The sequence below is a fragment of the Tenacibaculum ascidiaceicola genome, from assembly GCF_047470925.1.
In the GTDB taxonomy this organism is placed as follows: Bacteria; Bacteroidota; Bacteroidia; order Flavobacteriales; family Flavobacteriaceae; genus Polaribacter; species Polaribacter discolor.
In genome coordinates, this window is the sequence record NZ_JAZKJP010000006.1 from 14183 (window position 1) to 38262 (window position 24080).

Consider the following 24080-nt stretch of genomic DNA (forward strand, 5'->3'; position numbering starts at 1 on the left):
ATGGTTTTAGGAAATCTATATTTACTTATTTGGCATTATAAAAACTATTTAAAGAGCTTTCTAAACTTTATAAGAACTACTATTTTTTGAAAGGAAACAGCAATAAAAACGACTACATGTCTACAATTTTGTAAATTTGTATAGATTCATTTTTTTCATTCTATGAACATAAGACGAACAAAAGACATTCAGAATATAGAGCTCCCTTTTAAACTGAAAATAAGTTTTGAAAAGATTGTTGCTTTATTTCAAAAATATGCAGCTAAAGAACATGAAAGGCACCCATATCATGAGTCTTCTACAAATATAGTTCGAGAAGCAAAAAAAGCTCCTGAATTGATTCATGGTTTTTCTGATGAATCTATATTAGAAAAATATCAAGACACTATTGAATTGTTACTTGAACCTTTATTTCCTGAATTATTATTAGAGAATGAAATTAAAGCAGTAAGTATTCCGTTTACTTTTACATCTTTTAAATTCACTAATCGGTTTGAAAAAATTTTACAAAATGCTGGAGACGACTACGAGTTAAGAGTTCGTCATTTTGAAAGTGATTTAATGTACAAGTATGCTTGTAGCATCATATTAACTGAAGTGTACAACTACTCTATTGATATAAAACGTCCTTTTTATTTTGATATTCCTGATAAAACAACCAATACTATAAAAAATTACCGTGCAGCGTTTAATGCTGACTTCATGGAGATTTTACCAACCGAAAACGCTCCAAAAATAACTGAAGAAGACATTAAATTTTTACTCGACAATTTTGATGATATCGATGTTTGGAAAGAAAAATTCCCTCCTGAATCGTATATTTTTAAGGGATTTGGAATAATGAATCTATTTGATGTTACAACCGATGAAATTATTTCAGAAATAAGAACTAGTCTTATAAAAAAAGATGATGATTTAGTTAGTACATTACAAGGGATATTTCGAAGATTCTTTGGAATAAATGATTTATCCTTAGGGTTTTCTATTTTTGAAACGGACTCAAACAACTTTAATTCATCTCATATAAACAAAGAAGAAAGTCTTGTTTTAAGTTATGAGAAAGACGTTTCTTGTGATTGCATTTTTTGTAATTATATTTTAGAAAAACTTTTTATAAACAACGAAACCCTTGCTATTTCTGATGTAGAAAAGTATGGTAAACAAACTGACAACAAGAGTTTTTATCAACGTTTAAAAGAGAAAAACATTGGTAGTATTATTTTGGTTCCAATACAAGCATCCACTAAAAATAGCCTAGCTATTATTGAGTTTGCTTCACCAAGACCTTTTGAATTAAACTCGATCAACCAAAATAAATTACAAGATTTAATTCCATTATTTAAAATTGCTGTTGATCGCTTTTCTGAAGAACACCAAAACATATTGGAAGCTACGATTCAAGAAAACTATACCTCAATACACCCAACAGTAAAGTGGCGTTTTTACGAAGCAGCTGAAAGATTCCATAGAGAATCATATGAAGCTAAAGAAAAGGTTAAAATTGAGGATATTATTTTTCCAGATGTACACCCTTTGTATGGTCAATCAGATATAAAAGGTTCTTCCATTGCTAGAAACACAGCTATTAAAGAAGATTTAACCACTCAACTCTCTTTAGCTATTTCCGTATTATTAGAGGCTTGTAAATTTGAAAGCCTCCCTATTTATAAAGAATTACGATTTAGAGTTGAAGAATATTTATCAGAAGTAAAAAAAGGATTAAAAGCTGGTGATGAAATAGCTATTTTAGACTTCTTAAAACGTGAAATTTACCCTGTTTTTAATCATATAAAAATGGTTAATAACGATTTAAGCTCCTTGGTAGAGTCATACATAAATCGTTTAGACCCTAACTTACAAGTAGTATACGAAAAACGTAAAGCTTATGAAGATAGCGTTACTTTACTAAATGATAAATTGGCTTCTTTTATTGATGCCAGACAGGAAGAAGCACAACAAATGTTTCCTCATTATTTTGAACGTTATAAAACCGATGGTGTTGAGTATAACATGTATATAGGTCAGTCATTAACAAAAGAGAAAAAATATGACGACTTATATCTATATAACCTTAGGTTATGGCAATTACAAGTAATGTGTGAAATGGAGAATGTAGCCTTAAAAGCTGCTGAAAAAATGGAGCATAAACTTAGAGTAGCTTCGTTAATTTTAGTACATAGTAATCCATTAGCAATAAAGTTTAGAATGGATGAAAAACAGTTTGATGTTGATGGTGCATACAATATTCGTTACGAAATAATTAAAAAACGTATTGACAAAGCTCACATTAAGGGAACCGAAGAACGACTAACCGTTCCTGGTAAAATAGCAATTGTATACTCTCAAGAAAAAGATGCTGAAGAGTATTATAAATACATCAAATACTTACAATCTAAAAACCTATTGGGTAATGTAGAAAAGTTAGACATTGAAGATTTACAAGGCGTTTCAGGATTAAAAGCATTACGTGCAGAGGTTATCTACAACAAAAACTTTGAAACTCAAAAAACAATGACTATTGACGAGCTTATCCAAGAGTTTAAATAGTTATTATAATAACACAGAAACCGCCTCTCCTACTTTTGACGCTTGTTCTTGCATATAAAATGCAATTGCAAAGGCTACTACACTTACTAAAATACCAATCATAAAAACGGTATATGTAATTCGTAGTAACTTATATTTTCTATTTAAAACTAACCCTAAGAAATATAAATCTTTTGTAAGAGAACCATAGAGGTAATCACGGTCTTTCATCATTTCACTCATTGCCCAATCAAAATCTGGCAACTGCATTTGATGAAAATTTCCAAAAAATAATAAGTTTACTTTTTTATTTGCCACATCTTCTTTGGTAAACTTCCCTTCGGTAACATTGGGTCTCGTTGCCAAAACTGATAACACTATTGATATTACTGTGAAAAACACAAAAATTATGGTAGGTGTTATTAAATAATGATTTGACGGGTTATCTAACTTTGGAATTAACGTTGACAATGTCATCGAAATTATAATCGCATTTACAGATAGTAAAATATTTGCCTTTGTGTCTGCAATATCACTTAACGTAATATGATTACGAAGCGCTACACGAAACATAGTTTCAATTCCTCTCTCTGGTAATTCAATCTTATTTTTTTTGTACGCTAATTCTTCTTTTTTCTGTTTTAGCTTAGCCGCTTCTTGTACTTCTTTTTGTTTTCTCTTTAAAAGCTGAGCTATATTTTTACTCTTCTGCTTTTCCCATAATTTAGAAGCCTTACTAGTATAAAAACGATGCTTTGTTAAAAAATCAAGATTAGAATCATCCCACTCAACAGTTTTTATCTTTTTCTCACATACTAATTCTCTCTCCTTTCGCAATAACTCGTTAAAATCGGTATAATTTTTACTTCCAACATGAGAACAATCAGCATCTCTTAACACTTTTTCTAATTTAGTTACAGGCTTAGCGCCCATTTTTGTTGAAGCTATCAATTTAGATACTTCGTCAATAATACCTTCTTCAACCTCTTTAGTTTTTAAGAAATCAGTAGCTATTTTTATGCTCTCCTCTTCATGGTTTTCAGGATTAACTGTATATCCAACATCATGAAACCATGCTGCTAAAGTTAAAATCTGTTGCTGTTCTTCTGAAAAGCTCTCCCCTTCTATTAACTCAAGTGATTTTTCTACCACTCGTTGAGTATGAGCTATATTATGATATACAAAGTTTTTATCTAATTTCTCACTTAGTAAATCAATTACAAACTGCTCTGTTTCTTGTATCAAACTATTCATGAAAAAGGTTTTTGCTAAAATAATAAATTATTAACCAGTATTAATTTTTAATAAAGTGATAAAAAAGTGTATTTTTAAAAGAGTTTTTTTACACAAAATGACACACGAACTTAAAGAAATTATAAGACAATCCACTATAAATCAACAACAAGGCATACAAAATGTTTTAGCAACTGTTGTAGATTTAGACGGCTCTTCTTATAGAAAACCAGGAGTTAGAATGTTACTTTCTTCTGACGGAAAAATAATTGGAGCTATTAGTGGAGGTTGTGTTGAAAAAGAAGTACAACGTAGAGCTCAATCGGTTTTTGAAAACAACAAACCTAAAATAATAACCTATGATGGTCGTTATCGTTTAGGTTGTGAAGGAATATTATATGTTCTTTTAGAACCTTTTAATCTTTCAACTAAATTTATTGAAGCTTTCTCAGAAAATAATATTCAAAGAGAGTCGTATAACATTACATCTTTCTTTATAAAAGAAGATGAAGCATACGGGAATTTCGGTTCTATAATTCAATTTAACAACCAACAAAGATTTTCTTTCAACAAAGATTTTTATTCTGAAAAAACAGACCATTTAACTACTTTTAAACAAACCTTACAACCACTATTTCGCCTGCTTATTATTGGTGGAGAACATGATGCTGTAAAACTATGTATGCAAGCAACTCAGTTAGGTTGGGAAGTTGATGTAGTTACCTCTATAAAAGATCCAAAAGAGTTAGCTGATTTTCCAGGTGCTAAATCGGTAGTTGCTCAAACTCCAGAAGTAATTCAGCTTTCTCATGTAAATAACAATACTGCAGTTGTTATTATGAATCATAATTTTACATACGATTTGCGTTGGTTAATTAAATTACAAGAACAAAACCCTGTTTACATAGGTATTTTAGGTGCTGCTAAGCGACGTGAAAAACTGTTTAACGAACTATTTGAATTTTCACCCGATATTACTGATGATTTTTTAGAAAAAATTCATACACCAGCTGGTTTAAACATTGGAGCTGAAACTCCTGAAGAAATTGCGTTATCAATCTTAGCAGAAATATTATCTGTAATTCGTAACAAAGAAGTATTTTCTCTAAAAAAGATTACTGGACGAATCCATAACTAATGCGATGCAAAAAACAGCAATTCTCATATTAGCTGCTGGAAGCGCTTCCCGAATGGGAAAAATGAAACAATTGCTTCCTTATAAAAACACAACGTTACTAGAATGGATAATTGAACAAGCTCTAAAATCAATAGTTAAAAATGTATTTTGCGTATTAGGAGCTAATAAGGATACTATTGAAAAAAAACTTGCTTCAAATACCATTAAAATCATTTATAACCCTAATTATGAAAGCGGATTAAGTACTAGCATCGTAACAGGAATTGATTTCTTACAAAAACATAACTTTGACAATGCCTTAATAATGCTAGCAGATCAACCTCATGTTACTTCTGAGTACTTGAACTCGTTGATTGAAGCTTCAAAAAAGAACCCTTCTAAAATAATTGCCTCTAACTACCAAGGTAGTGTTGGAGTTCCTGCTATGTTTCCGAAAAAATATTTTAATGATTTGTTAAATCTAAAAGGCGATAAAGGAGCTAAGAATTTCCTATTACAACATAACAGTAATGTTCTTAAAATTAACTCCCATCAAAACTTACTAGACATTGATACTCCTGAAGACTATCAGCATTTACTAAAGCAATAATTTTAGCTCAAAAAGCCTTATTTTTACATAACCAAAAAACAAAACATGAACTTAACCAAGTTTTGCATGTATCTAACTATAGCTGTTATAGTTAGTGGTTGTGCATCTTATAAAGCTAAGTACGCAGATAAAACTTCTCCAAGAACAATTCAAACAAATAAAGAATTGGTACACTCCTTTTATTTAATTGGAGATGCTGGTAATGCCGAAATGGGACAGACTACCCCTACTCTAAAATATTTTCAAGAAAAGTTAGCTAAAGCAACTAAAAATGCTACCACCATATTTTTAGGAGACAATATATATCCATACGGAATACCAAACAAAAACCATAAAGATAGAGCCTTAGCTGAACATCGTTTACAAACGCAAATTGATGCTTTGCAAGACTTTAAAGGAAAAACAATTTTTATTCCTGGAAACCATGACTGGTACAATGGTGTTGATGGCTTAAAGCGTCAAGAAAAAACGGTAGAGAAAGCGTTAGGTAAAAATTCTTTTTTACCTGAGGGTGGTTGCGGACTAGATAAAGTAAAGATTAATGAAGACCTAACTTTAATTCTTATTGATAGCCGTTGGTTTATTATGAACTGGGATAAAGAGCCTAAAATGAACGATAATTGCGATATTAAAACTCGTGAACGTTTTATTCAAGAGCTATCTAGTTTGTTCAAAAAAAACAGGTATAAAAATGTTGTAGTCGCAGTGCATCATCCTTTATATAGTAATGGCCCTCATGGTGGAAGCTTTTCAGTAAAAGACCACATGAAACCAGCACCAATTTTAGGTACATTGAAAAATGCACTACGCTCTCATGCAGGTATTCAAACTGATATTTTCAATAAAAACTACAGTGATTTTATTAATCAAATACAAGCAGTCTCTGATGATTTTACAGACAATGTTGTATTTGTTTCTGGTCATGACCACAACTTACAATACATAGAACAAGACGGATTTAAACAAGTAATTAGTGGTTCTGGTTCAAAACAATCGGCAGCTTTAGTTGGTTATGGCGCACAATTTACTTACGGTAATCACGGGTATGCTAGATTGAATTATTACAAAGACGGTTCAGCTGTTATTGAATACTACGCTGCCAATACCAAAGACGGACATAAACTCTTATTTAGTAAAGAAATTGTAAAACCAAAACAAACAAAAAACTATTCAAACTTTCCTGAATACGAAGAGCACAAGAAGTTTATAGAAACCTCAATTTATCCTCCTGAAGCTACTGATGTTAGTGGTTTTCATAAATTTATGTGGGGAGATTTAAATAGAGACAAATACGGAAAAACAGTAAAAGTTCCTGTATTAGAATTAGAAAATGTTTTTGGAGGCTTAACTCCTATTCGACGAGGAGGTGGTAATCAAACAAATTCGTTACGATTAGAAAACCCTGAAGGAAAACAGTACGTATTACGCTCAATGGTAAAAGACGGAAGTCGTATTATGGGAGGTATTTTAAAAGGGACGTTTTTAGTTGATGTGGTTCAAGATATTTTTACAATGTCTCACCCATATGCTGCTTTTGTACTTCCTGATATGGCAAACGCTGTAAATATTTATCATACCAATCCAAAGCTATATTACATGCCTAAACAACCTGCTTTAGGAAAACATAACGACATCTTTGGAGGGCAGTTATACCTATTAGAAGAACGACCTGCTGGAGACCGTAGTGAATTAGACAACTTCGGAAATTCAGATGATATAATTAGCACATTTGATGTGTTAGAAAAAATCAGGAAAAACGGTAAACATTCAATTGACCAAGAATGGGTAATTCGTTCGCGTTTGTTTGATATGGTAATTGGTGATTGGGATAGGCATGAAGACCAATGGCGTTGGGCTTCTTTTAAAACTGAAGAGGGTAAAAAATATTACCGTCCAATTCCTAGAGATAGAGACCAACCTTTTTCTAAGTTTGATGGAGTTATGATTCCTCTATTTCAGCAATTTGCGCCCTTAGTAAAGAACATGCAAACTTTTGATAACGATATCAAAAACATGAAATGGTACAATAACTATGCTCGCTTCTTTGATGCTGCCTTTTTAAATCAATTAACACTTGATGATTGGAATAAACAAGCTGAATATATTCAACAATATTTAACCGATGAAGTAATTGAAAAATCAATTCAACAATTACCAAAGGCTATTTACGATATTGATGGAAAAGAAACCATTGCTAAAATTAAGGCTAGAAGAGATAAATTAAAAGAAATTGCTAAACGTTACTACACCAAACTAAATAAAATCGTACATGTAGTTGGTACTGATAAAGATGATAAATTTATCATCAAACGTTTAAATGATGAGGAAACTAGTGTTGTTGTTTTTAGAAAAGAAAATGAGATCTACAACCGTGTTTTCAAAACAAAAGAAACTAAAGAAATACAGATTTATGGTTTAAATGGAGATGATGAGTTTTTAATTTCTGGTGATGTACATGATGGAATTTTATTGCGAATTATAGGTGGTCAAAATCACGATGTGTATACCGATAAATCATCTGTTGCAGGTTGGGGAAAGAAAACTAAAATCTATGATTTTAAATCAAAGAAAAATACGATAAATCCAAGTTCTGAAACTGTGGATTTACGTTCGGATAGTTATTTAAAAAACACCTACGACGCACACGACATCAATAACAATACAACTATTGTTTTTCCTAGCTTAGGAAGCAACCCAGACGATGGTTTCTTTTTTGGTGCTTCGGTAACATATACACAACAAGGATTCAAAAAACGTCCTTTTGCAAACCAACATACTTTAGCAGCAAACTATTACTCTGCTACTGGTGGATACGATTTAGAGTACAATGGTGAATTCACTGAACTAATTGGTAACTGGAGCTTGCATTTACGTGCTAAAGCTACTAGTGATAATTATTCTTTTAATTTCTTTGGGTGGGGTAACGAAAGTGTTTATGATCAAACTTTTAATTTAGATTACTACCGTGTTAAAAAAGAAGAACTTAGTTTTTCTCCTTCGTTATTAAAAAGATTACGAGGTGGAAGCATTTTTAAAATTTCAGGAATTATTGAGTCGATTGAAGTTGAAGACACTCCTAATCGATTTATCAATAATTTTGATAACCAGCCTACAGCTATTTTTGATACTAATTATTTTTGGGGAGGTGAATTAAACTTTAATCACAACCGAGTAGATAATAGTAGTTTTCCTACCAAAGGCATGAACTTCGATTTAGCCGTTGGAGCTAAAGCCAACTTAGAAGATTTCGACAGACGTTTTGGTTACATTAAGAGTTCTTTGGCTATGTATCAAAACCTAGTATTCAACCGTTCATTAGTTTTTGCTTCTGAAGTAGGGACTCAAATCAATGTAGGAAATCGTTTTGAAGTTTACCAAGCGGCTACTTTAGGTGGTGAACGTAGTTTACGTGGATTTAATAGAGAACGTTTTTCAGGTACACAAAGTTTTTATCACAGTAACGATTTACGTTTGCGTTTCGGACGCATTCGTACAGGAATTATTCCTATGAAAATTGGTATTACTGGCGGATTTGATTATGGTCGTGTATGGTCTCCGTATTCTCCAAATTCAAAGAAATGGCATACCAGTTATGGTGGTTCTTTATGGTTAAGCGGAATCGACTTGTTCACAGCTAATATTTCATACTTTAAAGGAAACTCACAAGAAGACAGAGTAGCTTTAAGTATTGGTTTTTCTTTTTAATTCTTAAAAAAATATGACACAACAAATTGTATTAATTACAGGCGCTTTATTTGGTATGTTCGCTGTAATATTTGGTGCTTTTGGAGCACATGCTTTAAAAAAAGTTTTAAATGAAGAGCAATTAAAATCATTTGAAACAGGTGTAAAATATCAAATGTACCACGCATTGGTTTTATTATTTGTTGGAGGTTATTTTGACGCTCCTAGTTCGGCAATATATTACGCTTTTGTAGTTGGAATTATACTTTTTTCCTTTAGTATTTATGGCTTGGTATTATCAGATGCAAAAGGTAAAAAAATGAAGTTTTTAGGTCCTATTACTCCTTTAGGAGGTTTGCTACTAATTGTTGGGTGGGCACTTTTAATATATAACATAAGCCAAACCATACACGTTTAATGTGTATGGTTTAGCTAACATGGATAAACAAAAATCATATTATTAGTCAACACCCTGAGCGTCGCTGATGATTCTATCAATAAATTCAGTTTTTATATATAATTGTCTTGCTAAGTTGTAGAGCACATCAACTTCAGAAGCATCTATACTTCCATCAGCATAAGAAATAATAGATAAATCTCTTAGAATATTTAGTTTTTGCATTACAGAAATTACAATATCTAACTCTTTGGCTAGCGCCATAATCTCATCAATAATATCTTGCTCTGTTAACCCTTTAATGGTTAACATACATTGAGCAAAAACCGATGGTGACACAACACTACTCAATGCTTGTATTTCAGAATCATCCACAACACCATCTGCCTTTGAAATCATATAACCTCCTAAGAACATAAAGCGTTGAATTTTTTCTGAGTGTTCAGTTTCTTTTCCTAAATCTTCTGGCTCCATCAACGACATAATTCGCTGTATTTCTAACTCCATTGCCTCCTCTGTTATTTCTCCATTAATTGCTGGATTAAATAACTCATATGTCTTACTCTTATTAAACAACTCTAATGCTTTAATACGAAGTGGACTGAATGGGTGACTACTGTACCAATCTGAAGGATCGTGCGTGTCGTCATTTAAAACTTCTTCTAAATCTGAAAATTGATTAATGTATTCGTTCAATTTAAAATCTAAAGAATTAGAAGTTACTCCCGATGATAGCTTAAAGAATGTTCTTGCAGCTGCTTCAAAACTCTTACAACATAATAAACCTGCTCTATCGGCACTAATTTCAGCGTTACGATTCCATGCATATAACTTCATGGCATGAATTGGCGCCAAGTCGTTTGCTCCTTCGTCTAAAATATGTTTTACTGGATAATTAAAGTGCTCGAATAATACATGCCCAATTTCATGTCCAATAACAAAAGCTAATTCGTCTTTTGTAAAACGCTCTAAAATTCCTGAAGTTAAAATGATGTATAATTTATCTTCATCTGGTGGATAACATGAAGCGTTGAATTTATCTTCTTGATACACGAAAAACTCAATATCTGCTTTTAGTTTCAATACCTCTTTACAATGATTCCCAATTTCATGAAGTACAGGAGCTAACATTTTTGTTAATCGTAAACTTGACTTTAACAGGTGTCTTCTCGACTTGAAAACTGGGTTGTTTTCTTTTATTCTTTCTAAGGTTTTTTGAATCAACTCATCTTCTTGAAACTTTAAAACATAATCTCGATCACCGTCATAAACCAAAGCATTTAAATCAATTTCTGCTCTAGAATTATCATATACCTCTTGAATGTTTTCAGTAACATTTTTAAGATTTAACTCGTTAATTTCTTCAATACGTTTTGTGTATTGTTCTGCTAATTCTTTTGCTATATTTTGAAAATGAACACTTGCTTGATGGATTAAATCGTTGTCACCATTTTGTTGAGCAAGATTCAAATCTTCCATCATTTTATTTTGCGCTTGAGTTAACGCTTCTTGATGCTCTTTTTCTAATTCTGATAATGTGGTAGATTGGTACATACTTTTTTCTTTTTTAAGCTCCTACTGGAACTGTTGAGTTAGACAGTTTTAGTAATCTTCCTTTTAGGTCAAAAATTCCTAAAATTTGATCCTCTCCTTTTTTCGCAACGATATTGTTTCCTGATACCTCAACCTCATATCCTTTTTGAACTAAATAGCAAAACAATGCGTGCTTGTGTTCAAAATCCATACGAGTTATTGTTTTTGAGAAGTGTGAACAGATTAAAGCCGGAATATTTATCTCTTTTTCATCCACTACATCAGTGTATAGCAATACATATACAGTTAGCCCTTTAAAAGGTAACGGAGCATAGCAACTTGCCTGATTTACCCCAGTTGCTACAAATGAGAAATAATGACCAGGATCGTGTTCTGTTTCTATTTTTGATGAAAGTAAATCTTCTATCCCATGTCTCTCTCCTAGAGCTTTCATTTGTAATGAAGCTTCTAAAAATTGTTCTGGAATGCCACTTTGTTTATTTGCCCAAGCCCATAACCAAGATTGTTCATTGTGAGAGTAGGTTCCTAATACTTGCATTTTAAAGGTAAGATCTCCATAAGTTACCGTTCCTTGAAGCATATCACAAGTCCAAGGTAAATCTTCAACTATATCAGCTAGGTTATCTTGTTTTTCAAAAGCTAAAGCTACATATTGATTGTGCAACTGAGGCAAACTTAATTTTATAGTGTTATCTACCTTTCCTCCTGCAATATTATTTGGGTTTTCATTACTTTCAACACTAGCTTCGCTTCCTGCAAATTCTTCTAAATGAGTTTCTAAAAGATGTACAATTCTTTCCGTTTTCTCTTCCACCTTATCAGCATTCATAATTGGGCTGTGATTAATGGTTAATACCCCATCTACAAAAGTGATTGCTCTTTCTAAATTATGCTCGTTGTTTTCATTAACAATCTTTACTTCTTTTAATCCATTTTTTAGCAACTCTCCCCCAATTTCATCAATGTTAACTGCTTTGATAGCTTCTATTAACGGTTGAAAATATATTTTTGGAAACGTATCATTGTAAAGGTGAGAAAACTTATCTTCTACCAATGTATCCCACACTATGTTTAACGATACGTTAAATCCTGCTTTATTATTTATTTCCGCTTCTAATGCTGGAAATGATTCGTTTTTAAACGTTTGAACTGCTCTTTTTTCTTTAAGACCCATTTTTTAATAATTTTATTATTCTACAATACTTTTTCTATCTTTTCAATAAAAAGATTCTCTAATTCTTTTGGCAATACCTTAGTAATTTCAATACCAATTTTTAAAACATTTCCTTCTTTACTTACTTGTAATGTTTCTGTGTTAGTAATAACAACAACTTCTATCTCTTTCCATGCTGCTAACCCCATTTCATCCTCTACTATTAACTGTTTTGCTTTTAATAAGCTTGCAATAACATCTTTACAATTTAATCGAGCGTTTGCTTCTTGTAATGCTGGTTTTTCAAATGATAAATTAATCGTTGCCTCTAACAAAGGCTCTTGCTCAAGAGTCCATCTTTTTAATTGTAAAACACTTATGGGATCTTCTCCTAAAGGACGGCTAATATTTCCTTTTGATAATGAAACTGCAATTTTTTTAGGATTCTTAATTCGTAAAACAGATACTTCTTGAAGATCGAAAAACAATACTTCTTGTTCTTCGGTTTTCATACACACAAATGTTTGGTATTCTTCTTTGGTGATGTCTACTATAAAGCCTTCTACATAAAGTCCGTTTTTTAGTGATAAAGCAATTTTTAATTGCTTTTTTTCTCTAAACAGACCCTGAATTATAGCTGCTGGCGATTGCGCTTTAAATTGATTGATATAATCTGTTTCCATAGCAATTTTATTTTTTTGGTATGAATTACTAGACTATAAATTGTTTTCTAATAAATCAACAAGTGCATCTGTTCTATCTTGAACTTTATCTGCATTTAAAATTGGACTATGATTTACTTGTAAAACTCCTTCTTCAAAGGTGTAAGCATGCGTTGGGTTGTGATGATCGTCTTTATTGGTAATAACCACTTTTTTTAACGATTCTGTCAATGCTTCTTTCCCCATATCATCTGTAGTTATGGCAGAAAAGGCATCAATAAGTGGTTGGAAGTAAATTTTAGGATAACTATCATCATATAAGTGTAAAAACTTATCTTCAAACATGGTTTCCCACTCTACATCAATTGTTACATCAAAACCTGCTGCGTCGTTTATTTGTTGTTTTAAAGCAGGGTATTTTTCTTCTTGAAAAGTTTTTGTGAATCTTTTTTCTTTAAGTCCCATATGATTGTTTTTTTAAGGTTATTTTCTATTATTCACCTCAAAACTACATGGAACTTTAGCGTTATTTTAATGAGTTTTATATGTGTTACTTTTTATTTTGTATTCGTATTAAAATTCTCTAAAAACTGTTTTAAATATGTTTTCTTTCTTGATGATAAAGGAATTTTCTCGCCACTTGATAATTTAACTGTATTGGCACTTACTGAAGCTAAATATTTTATATTAATTAAGTGAGATTGGTGTACTCTAGCAAAGGCGTGTGTGCTTAAAATATTTTCGTAATACTTTAAGTTTCTAGCACTCATTATTTTTTTATTTGTAGTATAAAAAAGCGTATAACTTCCGTCTGATTGGCAACGTACAATATCATCTACATGTAAAAAATGTTGCTCTTCGGTAGTTTTAATAAGCAATGTTTTTTGAGCCTCTTTTTTATCAAACTCGTTTATTTTGCTTAGTGCTTGCGTGTACTTTTTCTCTTTTTCAAAGTCAGCTCTAAAACGCTCTATACAAGCATTTAATTCGTCAGAATCTATAGGTTTTAATAAATAATCTACCGTATCAAACTTAATAGCTTTTATTGCAAATTCATCGTACGCAGTGGTAAATATCATTTTAAAGTTTATGGTTTCTAAGGCTTCTAATATTTGAAAAGCATTTCCTCCAATCAACTCAATATCTATAAATACCAAGTCTAAATTATTGTTACTTAAAAAATCTATAGCTTCATCTACATTATCAATTTTAGCTACAATTTCTATATCTTTTTGTGTGTATTGCAAGAGTTTTGTTAATGTGTTTAGTGCATTAAACTCATCTTCTATTATAGCAGCTTTTATCATTTTATAACTTTAATTTAAATACAACTTTTGTTCCTGATGGGTTTCCATCCTTATCGTGTAAATCTTCTATTGTAAAAGATTTTTCTTCTCCTTTATTTCTTATCTGTAGTCTTTCAATAAAAATATCGGTAGCGTGTAAATCTTTTGCTATTTTTTCTTGACTCTTTTTTTGCTTCCTTCCTACTCCATTATCTTCAATTTCAAAAAAAAGTTCATTTGCTGTTTTTCGAATGTTTAAGTTCAATATTCCTCCTGATTTCTTTTCTTTTAAGCCATATTCAATAGCATTTTCAACAAAAGGTTGTAACAACATAGGAGGTACTTTTAATTGTTTTGTATCACAGTTTTCAGAAATATGTATATGATAACTAAAACTATTATTAAAACGTAGCTGCTGTGTATCTATGTAGTTAGAAATCATAGCTAACTCTTCTTTTAAGCTAATTTCTTCTTTTCGAACATAATCAAAATTTTGTCGAATGAGTTTTGAAAACTTAGCTATATAGTTTGAAGATTTTACTGAGTTTCCTTCTAAAGTTATATTTTGAATCGCCGCTAAGGTGTTGAATATAAAATGCGGATTCATTTGAGCTCTTAGCAAACGTTGTTCTAATTTTGAAGCTTTATTAGCCGCTCTTAGTTTATTATTATATCCAAAAAACAATGCTATAATTAAAATAAGTACCAACGATACAATTACACTAATTCCTAACCACCAATTTTGTTTGTTTATTTCTTTTTGATGGGTTAATGCTATTTCTTTTTCTTTAATTTTATAGTTTACATTAGCAAAATGAAGAAGTTTTTGGTTTTGCTTTTTACTCTTAACCACTTCTATACTATCTCGTATTATTTGATGGTTTAGGGCTTTTTGGTACTGTTTTTTAAGAATTGCTATTGATATTAGCTTATCTCGTATTTCTAATTCTTCTGAAAGGTTATTTTTACTCTTATAGATTGACATTGCTTTGTTGTAATTCACCTCTGCCGAATCTAATTTATTGGTTACTAAAAAAAGGGTTCCTAAACCTTTGTATGGAGCTCCATTAATTGTTTTTATCTTTTGATTAAGCTTTGCTGCTCCTCGTAAAAACTTCTCTGCTTCGTCAAAACGTTTTACTTCCAAGTATGTGTACCCAATGTTATTAAAAACGCTTACAATAGTTTTTGGATCTTTAGCCGATTTACCTATAGCCAATGCTTCTGAAAATTGTTCTAGGGCTTTATTATATTCTTTTAACATTAAATAAACCCCTGCAATATTACTTTTAATTGCTATAATTGAATTAGGGTCGTTTGGATCTGTAAACAATTCCTCTGACCTTTTTATATAAAACAATGCTTTTTGGTAGTCTTTTAATATAAAGTGAAGGTTAAATAACTGGTTATTTGCCTTTCCTTGTAGTCTGCTATTCTCTATTTTTTCACCTATTTCTAAAGCCTCTAATGCATACTTCTGTGCATCTTCTAATTCGTTTAGCTTCATACAGGCGGCGCTTAGTGTTATTAAACTTCTACCCTTATTATAATCATCTTTAAGTTTTGTAAATAACTTATAGGTTTCTAAGTGTACATTTTTTGCTTCTATTAACTTATCGTTCAGGTAATATAGCTCTCCTTTGCTAAACAATAGTAAAGCCCTGTTTTTAGAATTTTGTTTCTTTTCTAATAAACTATCTATTTTTCTTAACCCTTCTTTAGGCTTTTGTTGAGAAATGCTATCTATAGCAAATAAATATTCTTGTAAGTCTTTATCTATATTATCTCTCGTACAGGCGGTAAAAATAAAATAAGTGCATACAATATATATAAAGTAACTCTTCTTAAACAATGGCATTTTTCGTAATTAATTAGCCAACTAAAATAATTATATATTTTCATTTCACCTCCATATCCAGCACTTTAACAAAACGTTTATAAAATGATAGTATACGATTATAAAACACCTAAAAGCAAACACCTAATTTCTAAGATATTTGACTAAAAAATTAAATTATATTAATGAGTACAGTTGAAACTATAGAAGAAGTTATTAAAACAGGATCTTGTAATTTAACGAGTTTTGAAAAGATTGAGGAAATTTCTAAACCAAAGGTTAGTATTGATGGGGCTTATCTTTTAATTTATAATTGGCCAGACGATCCTAGTGGTGCTAACACTACTATTCACGTTGATCTTACCTATTTATTTATACATAACGACCAAGAATACAAAGCTGTAACAAGAACCCAATTTTATGATTTTGATGTTGCTAAGTTTGAAAACTTACCTAAAAATTACTTTATAACCGAATATCATAAATTAGTAGAGCAAGCTTTAATATTATCTAAGCAAAAAATAGAAGGAAAATTTGAAGAACCTTTAAGCTCTATTATTCCGTTTAGTTTTAACCGAGACGATAGTATTTTGTTAGCTATAAATGCAGGTTATTCTAGGCAAATAGATTACGTATAAGCACCAAAATTAGGTGTTGATGATTCCCCTAACTCTCTCAGTTATCAATGTACATACATTGGTAACTGATTTTTTTAATCCTTTAATACAAACTCATACAGTCTACTGCTTCCTGTTTTATCAGCTTCATCTGTTATATAAAGAGTTGTTTCATCTTTAAAAGTAACACCTTCTTTTTGAGATATATGATTGAATGTGTGTTCTTTTACGTCTCCACTAAAAAAATCATCTCCGTTAAAATTGGTAAATACTAATACAGATTGATGTGTTAGCAAAACCACTTTTTGTTTATCTGGTGATATTGCTGCTGCCGTTATTGCACAATGAACATCGTTACAGTTTGTATATTCAGATATATACTGAGCTGTATAATCACCTTTTGTAGCTGGAACTTTGTACAGCATTGTTTTTCCGTACTTGTTTTTAACCCTGCTTTTTGTAAAAATATAGAGAGCTCCATCTTTATAAATTAAAGACTCTGCATCAAAAAAACGGTCTTTCTTTTTTGGCGGAAACTTGGTTTGATTGGGGTACGAAAATTGTATTTTTTCTACCTCAACATTGTCTCCATTTAACAAGCTTTCTTGTTTAACTTTAAGAATTGCTAAATTCTTTCTTTTGTTATTATTATTGCCAAAGTCAGCGATGTATATGTTTCCATCATTATCAGAAGTTATATCTTCCCAATCGTGATTTTTTACCGCTAATGCTCTTTTTTGTAGTATTTTTCCTTGGGTACTAACTTTAAATACTTTAGCTGTATTACCACTATCGTTGTGCATCCATAGCATTTTTAAATCATGGCTTTTCTCTACTCCTGAAACTTCTTTTAAATCTTCCGATAAATAAGACACTAACTTAAGCTGCCCATAATTGGTACAACTCGTAATTAACAAAATGGTTAATAATAAGAGTATTAGCTTTTTCATATCATAAGTTTTGTATCTGTAAAAATAAAAAGATTTAAGTTAAAAACCATTCTTCCATCGGAACGTCAGCGAAGCTCGTTGAACCTTCCTCAACACAACGAAACCATCAGCGAAGTTCGTTGAACGTTCCTCAATACAACGAAACCATCAGCGAAGCTCGCTGAACGTTCCTCAACACAACGAAACCGTCAGCGAAGTTCGCTGAACATTCCTCAACATAACAAAACCATCAGCGAAGCTCGCTGAACGTTCCTCAACACAACGAAACCGTCAGCGAAGTTCGCTGAACATTCCTCAACATAACAAAACCATCAGCGAAGCTCGCTGAACGTTCCTTTAAATAACAAAATTCTCCATAAGTATCTTCACAACCTACTTAGTAGGCAAACTTTAACAATTGTTAACTTTTTTAGAAACTTTTATACTCTTAAATTGCTAATGCTATGAAAGTTACCAAATCACTTTCTATAAATATTTAGTATTAATTTAAAAAATTAGCTTATGAACAGTCCGTATTTAAATCGGTATCGTAACGGTGAATATCTACAATACATGAAAGATATTTTACAACTTGTAAACTTACAAGATGTTGATGCGTTAGCATTAACAAACCCCACTAACGAATTAACAACTATTGTTAATCGTATTGATTCTTTGTACCAACAAGTACAAGGTAGCAGCTTAACACAAGAAATAATAGCCCTTGACACTAGAAGAGATAAAGCTATTACAGGAATTAGAACACTTGTTAGTGCTTATACTAATCATTTTAACGAAGCTACAATAAGTGCCGCCAAAGCACTACTTGCTACAATAAATACTTATGGCACTGATATAGCTCGTAAAAGTTACCAAGAACAAACCGCTATTTTAGATAGTATTAGTAAAGATTTTGAAACTGAACCTGAGCTTATTCAGGCTATTTCTTTACTTGATATAGCTACTTGGGTTGCTGAATTAAAAAATGCCAATACCGAGTTTTCTGCCAAGTATATTGAGCGTGTAGGTGAAACAGCAGCTTCACCAGAAAACAATATTCAAGAGTTGCGTACTGAAGCTTCGCTTACTTACAGAAAACTTGTATTACACATTGAAGCGCATGCAACACTTTCAGAAAATAAAACCTATTCAACCTTAATTAATGAAATTGATGTATTGGCTAAACAATATAATTTGGTAGTAGATAACAGATCCAAGTCTAGCACCCCTGCTACTGAAGAAGCATAACATTAGTTGATTTCGTATATCTTTTATAGCATACAAAAAGGCTCCTGAGTTATTCAGGAGCCTTTGATATGTTCTTATAATATATAATTATAAGGTTACTGTTTTCCCTATACTATTTGAATAGGTTTTATTGGTAACAGTATCAACAAAGTTCCAATCGGTTTGTATACCTGCCGCTGTTACTGTAAGTTTCATATATCCTCTTTGAGATAAATTACCATATTGTAAATCGTCTACTAACAAGCCTAATGCAGCTTCTAAATCTGTTGCTGATGCTCCTAAATAGGTTTCTAATCCTGGTGACGATACTGAGCTTGTAGCTACTTCTACTGCTACTTTTTCTCCAGAATTATCTTTTAAATCGCTATACCACGCATTGTGAGTATCTCCTGCTAGTACTACTACATTTTTACTTTTAAAGCTTGCTAAAATACGTTCTCTTTCCATAAAATAACCATCCCAAGCATCTAAGTTATATGGTAACACTGTTTCTATTCTTGCTTTCTCTTCTGCTGTTAAAGTAGGATCGTTTTGTAAAGCTCTTGTTTTAATCGTTACCAACTCTGTAATAGAAGTTTTAAATAAATTAAACGTTTCTTCACTCGCTGATCCTGTAGCAGATACTTCTGCTAAGAGTTTTGCTAAGAGTGTTAATAGTTCGGCAGGAATTAACATTTTTCCCATTAAAACTTGCTGCCCTATAATTTGCCATGTACTATTGCTAGCCGCTAATTCACTTTCTAACCATCCTAATTGGGTAGTTCCTAAAAGTGTACGTTGCGGATTTAACCATGCTTGCTGAAAAGCTGCTGAATCAAACGCTCCATTTTCACCGTAAAATGCTGAATATTCTAACTGCTTATCTCTTCCAATAATACGCGTATCTAACATAATTAAATCTACCAAACTACCTATTTTTAAGTTTCTGTAAATAATTGAATTATCTACAAGATTCGTCATGTTAGGTAAGTATTCGCTGTATGCTTTTAACGCACTTTGTTTTCTTGAAGTAAAGCTTCCTTCATCTTCTTGATGGTTTTCAGCTCCGTCTTTATAAGTATCGTTTGCTACTTCATGATCGTCCCAAACACAGATAAAAGGTTTTCTTCTATGTAACTCTTTTAATTGCTCGTCTGAACGATATTGACGGTAACGAGTGCGATAATCATCTAACGAAATAATTTCTCCTTTAGGCTCAGGTGTTCTAAACGAACCATAAGTTTTTTCTCCATATTCATAGATATAATCTCCTAGATGGATTACAACATCTGCGTCCGATTTTTTTATCTCTTCGTATACGTTAAAATAGCCGTAAGCAAAGTTTGCACAAGATGCTACTGCTAATTTTACTTCGCTTATTGATTCGCTAAACGTTATTGTTTCTCCTACTGGTGATGTTGCTTTATCGTCAGCACTTACAAAACGGTAGTATAATTTTTGTCCTGCGTCTAAATCTTTAATTTCAACAGCTACAGTAAAATCTCTTGAAGCATCGGTAGTTACTTCTGCTTGACGAACAACATCTTTAAAGTTTTTGTCTTTTGCTATTTGCCAAATTAAGGTTGCCGAAGTTTGTTTGGTATTATAACGAGTCCAAATAATAACCTGTGAGTTTGTTGGATCAAAACTAGCAACGCCTTGCTCAAAGTTTTTCTCTGCTAAGTTATCTGGAATTGGTAATTCATCAATATCATCATCTTTACAACTAATAAAATTAGGGACTAAAAGTAGTCCTCCAGTTGCTAATAATGAGTTTCTTAAAAAGCTTCTTCTTTTAATGTTAGTCTTCATACGTAAGGGTCATTTAATTTCCCTGCATAAGTACTATTTCAACATTGCTTTAACGTTAACTAACCTTTACTAAATAAATGAAGTTACTACCAACCTCCAGTAGCACCGCCACCGCCAAAGCCGCCGCCGCCGAAACCTCCTCCGAAGCCACCGCCGCCGCCAAAACCTCCTGACGATCCTCCACCGAAGCTTCCTCCGCCAAAACCGCCTCTTCCTGCGTTGCTTAAAATAATGGTTTCTAAAATACCTCTTGCAACATCTGATTTCCTGTAGCCTCTTCCACCACCACGGTTTCCTCTACTACCGCTTGAAATAATGATAAAAAATACTATAAGAATGATGATAAAAATAATAAAACTAAAATCTGTTTTTTTAGATTGTTTTCTAGAGCCTTTATATTCACCACTCATTACCTTAAAAACAGCATCTACTCCACTGTTTAAACCAGCGTAATAATCGCCTTGTTTAAAGTAAGGGATAATGTCGTACTCTATAATTTGTCGAGAAACATAATCGGTTAATAAGTGTTCGGTTCCATAACCTGTTCGTATCGTTACTTTACGATCATCTTTTGCCAATAACATGAACACTCCATTGTCTTTCTCTTTACTTCCTCCTATTCCCCATTTGTGTGCCCAATTGGTAGCTAAATACCCTATTTCTTCTCCTTGTGTAGAACTTATAATTGCTACCACTACTTGGGTTGAAGTGGTATCAGCATACTTCCTAAGTTTCACAGCCAAGTTTAGGCTATCTCTTTTCGAAAGTACATTTATATAATCGTAAACAAATGTTTGTTTCTTATCCGATGGTTTTTCAGGAATTTGAAACCCTTGTGAGAAAAGAGTGTGTCCACATAAAAATGCAATAAAAAAAAGAACAACTTTTACCTTCTGTAACTTGTTTGTTCTTTTATATAATGACGTTTTATTTTTTATCATATTTCTTCCTTCTGTGAAGGTTTTAGCCTTTTGATATTTCATTGCTTAGCTCATCTTCATCATCTGTAGTCCATGGAAAGTGAGCCTGTAATTCTTTTCCTGCTTTTAGCACACCATCTATAATTCCTTGTTTAAAGTTTCCTTGTTTAAACTGATTTTGGATGGCTTCTTTGGTTGTTTCCCAAAAGTTTTCTGGAACTACCTTATTAATACCTTCATCACCATAAATCACAAATTTATGATCGTCAACGGCAATGTACAATAACACACCGTTTCGTTGCTGAGTATTAAACATTTTAAGCATTTGAAATACTTCTAGTGCTCGGTCGTAATGAGAAACATCAGTAGTTTTCTCTATATGTACACGAATTTCACCAGAAGTACTTCGTTCTGCTTGCCTAATAGCTTGAACGATTTCCTCTTCTTCTTTGGCAGTAAGAAAATCTTCTACTTTAGACATATTTTTTAGAATTTAAAATCTACATCTACAGCTTTTTCTGAACCTGCATCTGATTTGTAACGCGTCATTTCTGTTAAATTGAACATACCTGCTAGCATGTTTCCTGGAAACATTTTAATGTGCTTATTGTAAACATTTACAGCTTCGTTGTAACGATCACGTGCTACATTAATTCTATTTTCTGTTCCTTCTAACTGACTTTGTAATTCTAAGAAGTTTTTGTTTGCTTTGATATCTGGATAACGTTCTACAGACACTAATAACTTAGATAAAGCTCCGCTTAACCCTGTTTGTGCTTGTTGAAACTGTGCCATTTTTTCTGGCGTTAAATCACCAGCATTAATATTTACTGAAGTTGCTTTTGCTCTTGCATTAATTACGTCTGTTAACGTGCTTTTTTCAAAATCGGCAGCTCCTTGTACAGTCTTTACTAAGTTACCAATTAAATCGTTTCTTCGTTGGTAAGAACTCTCTACATTAGACCATGTAGTTTTAGCATCTTCTTGGTATGTTATTGCTGTATTATAGAATCCTTTTACCCATGAATAAATTCCAAATACTAAAACTCCTATAATAATTAAAGGCACTAACCATTTTTTCATAATTTTTGATTTTTTGTAATTATAATTGATTTTTGATTTTTATTAACTCTGCTTTTACAGTTTCTAATCTACTAATAATTTCCTGATTATTTAAGACTCCTTCTGGGTTTTTCTTTAGTTTTTGTTTTGCTCCATCTAAAGTAAATCCTCTTTCTTTTACAAGGTTGTAAATAATTTTAAAGTTTTTTACGTCCTCTTGTGTAAACAATCGATCTCCTTTAGCATTTTTTTTAGGATTGATAATTTCAAACTCTTTATCCCAAAATCGTATAAGTGAACTATTCACCCCAAAAGCTTTTGCAACTTCTCCTATTTTGTAATATCGTTTATCGGGTAAGTCTACATACATTTTTCACAGCTTGTTACGTGTTTAGTCATATGACTGACCTTTTTGTTGTGAAGCTTTTTGCATGGCTGCAAACTCTTCTGGAGTTAAATCTCCGTAATAATAGTAAATAGGGTTTACAGGTCTTCCATTTTTATGTACTTCGTAGTGTAGGTGTGGTGCTGCTGAACGACCAGTGTTTCCAACATAACCTATTAAATCACCACGTTTTACTTTTTGTCCTCTTCTGGCTAAAATTTTACTCATGTGAGCATAAATGGTTTGGTATCCATATCCATGATCTATATAAACCACTTTGCCAAAAGTAGAACTTCTGTGTGCTTTTTTAACAATACCGTTTCCTGATGCAAAAATTGGTGTACCTGTTGGCGCAGTAAAATCCATTCCGTTATGCATACGCCACGACTTTAATATAGGGTGTAAACGCATTCCATAACCTGATGCCATTCTTTTTAAATCTTGATTTTTTACAGGCTGAATAGCAGGTATTGAAGCTAACATTTTTTCTTTTTCTTTGGCTAGCTCAACAATCTCATCCAACGATTTTGATTGTACTACCATTTGTTTTGATAAAATGTCTAACTCCTTAGTTACTTTCTTTACCATTGAACTATTATCAAAACCGTCTAAGTGCTTATATCTGTTAACACCTCCAAAACCAGCTTTTCTTTGCTCTTCTGGTATTGGACTAGCCTCAAAATATGTTCGGTAAATATTGTTATCTCTTTCTTGTAAATCGGTTAAGATTTCAGCGCTTTCTTCCATTTTTTTTGAAAGCAACTCATAATGTAATTTTAAGTTTTCTAATTCTCTCTTTTGAGCTCGCTCTTTTGGAGACATTAAAAACTGGCTAAAACCTATAAAACCAAAAAAAGCAATTAATAAAAAACTAAGTAGCCCAAAAAAAGTTTTCTTATACTTTTCACTTCTTTTAACCTCTATCTTTCTATATGATAAAGTGTCTGGGTCATAATAATATTTTACTTTTGCCATAATGCTAAATGTACTATTTTTGTGCTTTTTAAATTAAGCATCCTTAGAGGGGATGTACAATTTGAAAACTCACAAATTTACAAAATCTTTTAAA

General features: G+C 32.0%; 21 protein-coding genes. 7 read left to right on the forward strand and 14 right to left on the reverse strand.

Going from position 1 to position 24080, the window contains the following annotated elements:
• Positions 1-162: 162 nt before the first annotated feature.
• On the forward strand, positions 163-2547 hold the full coding sequence (locus VBY68_RS07055) for a GAF domain-containing protein (protein WP_415269314.1): 2385 nt from the start codon (positions 163-165) through the stop codon (positions 2545-2547).
• A 3-nt stretch (positions 2548-2550) separates the two neighbouring features.
• Here VBY68_RS07055 and VBY68_RS07060 read toward each other — a convergent pair whose 3' ends face one another.
• A complete protein-coding gene (locus VBY68_RS07060; RefSeq protein WP_124589474.1) occupies positions 2551-3780 on the reverse strand; it encodes a Pycsar system effector family protein in 1230 nt (409 codons plus the stop codon).
• Positions 3781-3877: 97 nt separating this feature from the next.
• Here VBY68_RS07060 and VBY68_RS07065 point away from each other — a divergent pair, with 97 nt between their 5' ends.
• The 4 genes from VBY68_RS07065 to VBY68_RS07080 all read left to right on the forward strand — a co-directional run bounded on the left by VBY68_RS07065 (position 3878) and on the right by VBY68_RS07080 (position 9588).
• Positions 3878-4897 (forward strand): XdhC family protein, encoded by a 1020-nt coding sequence (locus tag VBY68_RS07065; protein ID WP_415269315.1) that lies wholly within the window; start codon positions 3878-3880, stop codon positions 4895-4897.
• 4 nt (positions 4898-4901) lie between these two features.
• Positions 4902-5486, forward strand: coding sequence for a nucleotidyltransferase family protein (locus VBY68_RS07070; protein ID WP_124589479.1), 585 nt, complete (start codon positions 4902-4904; stop codon positions 5484-5486).
• 66 nt (positions 5487-5552) lie between these two features.
• On the forward strand, positions 5553-9191 hold the full coding sequence (locus VBY68_RS07075; protein WP_415269316.1) for a ShlB/FhaC/HecB family hemolysin secretion/activation protein: 3639 nt from the start codon (positions 5553-5555) through the stop codon (positions 9189-9191).
• A gap of 13 nt (positions 9192-9204) precedes the next feature.
• Positions 9205-9588, forward strand: a complete 384-nt coding sequence (locus VBY68_RS07080) for a DUF423 domain-containing protein (protein WP_415269317.1) — start codon at positions 9205-9207, stop codon at positions 9586-9588.
• Between the two features lie 42 nt (positions 9589-9630).
• Here the strand turns inward: VBY68_RS07080 and VBY68_RS07085 are convergent, their stop codons facing one another.
• From VBY68_RS07085 to VBY68_RS07110, 6 genes are all read right to left on the reverse strand, one after another.
• Positions 9631-11121: a M48 family metalloprotease gene (locus tag VBY68_RS07085; RefSeq protein WP_415269318.1), complete on the reverse strand. Its 1491-nt coding sequence runs from the start codon at positions 11119-11121 to the stop codon at positions 9631-9633.
• Between the two features lie 13 nt (positions 11122-11134).
• Complete coding sequence (locus VBY68_RS07090) at positions 11135-12295, reverse strand: DUF6882 domain-containing protein (protein WP_206512794.1); 1161 nt, start codon at positions 12293-12295, stop codon at positions 11135-11137.
• 20 nt (positions 12296-12315) lie between these two features.
• Positions 12316-12957, reverse strand: a complete 642-nt coding sequence (locus tag VBY68_RS07095) for a hypothetical protein (RefSeq protein WP_415269319.1) — start codon at positions 12955-12957, stop codon at positions 12316-12318.
• 33 nt (positions 12958-12990) lie between these two features.
• Positions 12991-13401: a hypothetical protein gene (locus VBY68_RS07100; protein WP_120186254.1), complete on the reverse strand. Its 411-nt coding sequence runs from the start codon at positions 13399-13401 to the stop codon at positions 12991-12993.
• Positions 13402-13493: 92 nt separating this feature from the next.
• Positions 13494-14243, reverse strand: a complete 750-nt coding sequence (locus tag VBY68_RS07105) for a LytR/AlgR family response regulator transcription factor (protein WP_415269320.1) — start codon at positions 14241-14243, stop codon at positions 13494-13496.
• Between the two features lies 1 nt (position 14244).
• On the reverse strand, positions 14245-16080 hold the full coding sequence (locus VBY68_RS07110; protein WP_415269321.1) for a tetratricopeptide repeat-containing sensor histidine kinase: 1836 nt from the start codon (positions 16078-16080) through the stop codon (positions 14245-14247).
• Between the two features lie 164 nt (positions 16081-16244).
• On the opposite strand from VBY68_RS07110, the gene VBY68_RS07115 reads away from it, so the two are divergent.
• A complete protein-coding gene (locus VBY68_RS07115) occupies positions 16245-16697 on the forward strand; it encodes a hypothetical protein (RefSeq protein ID WP_415269322.1) in 453 nt (150 codons plus the stop codon).
• Between the two features lie 74 nt (positions 16698-16771).
• Here the strand turns inward: VBY68_RS07115 and VBY68_RS07120 are convergent, their stop codons facing one another.
• Positions 16772-17626: an SdiA-regulated domain-containing protein gene (locus VBY68_RS07120; protein WP_415269323.1), complete on the reverse strand. Its 855-nt coding sequence runs from the start codon at positions 17624-17626 to the stop codon at positions 16772-16774.
• A gap of 501 nt (positions 17627-18127) precedes the next feature.
• Between VBY68_RS07120 and VBY68_RS07125 the strand changes: the two genes are divergently transcribed.
• Positions 18128-18853, forward strand: coding sequence for a DUF6261 family protein (locus VBY68_RS07125; protein ID WP_415269324.1), 726 nt, complete (start codon positions 18128-18130; stop codon positions 18851-18853).
• An 87-nt stretch (positions 18854-18940) separates the two neighbouring features.
• Here the strand turns inward: VBY68_RS07125 and VBY68_RS07130 are convergent, their stop codons facing one another.
• The 6 genes from VBY68_RS07130 to VBY68_RS07155 all read right to left on the reverse strand — a co-directional run bounded on the left by VBY68_RS07130 (position 18941) and on the right by VBY68_RS07155 (position 23986).
• On the reverse strand, positions 18941-20644 hold the full coding sequence (locus VBY68_RS07130; RefSeq protein ID WP_415269325.1) for an alkaline phosphatase D family protein: 1704 nt from the start codon (positions 20642-20644) through the stop codon (positions 18941-18943).
• Positions 20645-20730: 86 nt separating this feature from the next.
• On the reverse strand, positions 20731-21627 hold the full coding sequence (locus VBY68_RS07135) for a TPM domain-containing protein (RefSeq protein ID WP_415269326.1): 897 nt from the start codon (positions 21625-21627) through the stop codon (positions 20731-20733).
• Entirely contained in the window at positions 21608-22045 is a 438-nt protein-coding gene (locus VBY68_RS07140; protein ID WP_415269327.1) for a TPM domain-containing protein, read from the reverse strand. Before VBY68_RS07140 ends, VBY68_RS07135 begins: the two co-directional genes overlap by 20 nt.
• A gap of 5 nt (positions 22046-22050) precedes the next feature.
• Positions 22051-22647: a LemA family protein gene (locus VBY68_RS07145; RefSeq protein ID WP_415269328.1), complete on the reverse strand. Its 597-nt coding sequence runs from the start codon at positions 22645-22647 to the stop codon at positions 22051-22053.
• Positions 22648-22666: 19 nt separating this feature from the next.
• A complete protein-coding gene (locus tag VBY68_RS07150; protein WP_047790038.1) occupies positions 22667-22996 on the reverse strand; it encodes a MerR family transcriptional regulator in 330 nt (109 codons plus the stop codon).
• A gap of 21 nt (positions 22997-23017) precedes the next feature.
• Positions 23018-23986, reverse strand: coding sequence for a M23 family metallopeptidase (locus VBY68_RS07155; RefSeq protein ID WP_099215773.1), 969 nt, complete (start codon positions 23984-23986; stop codon positions 23018-23020).
• Positions 23987-24080: the final 94 nt, after the last annotated feature.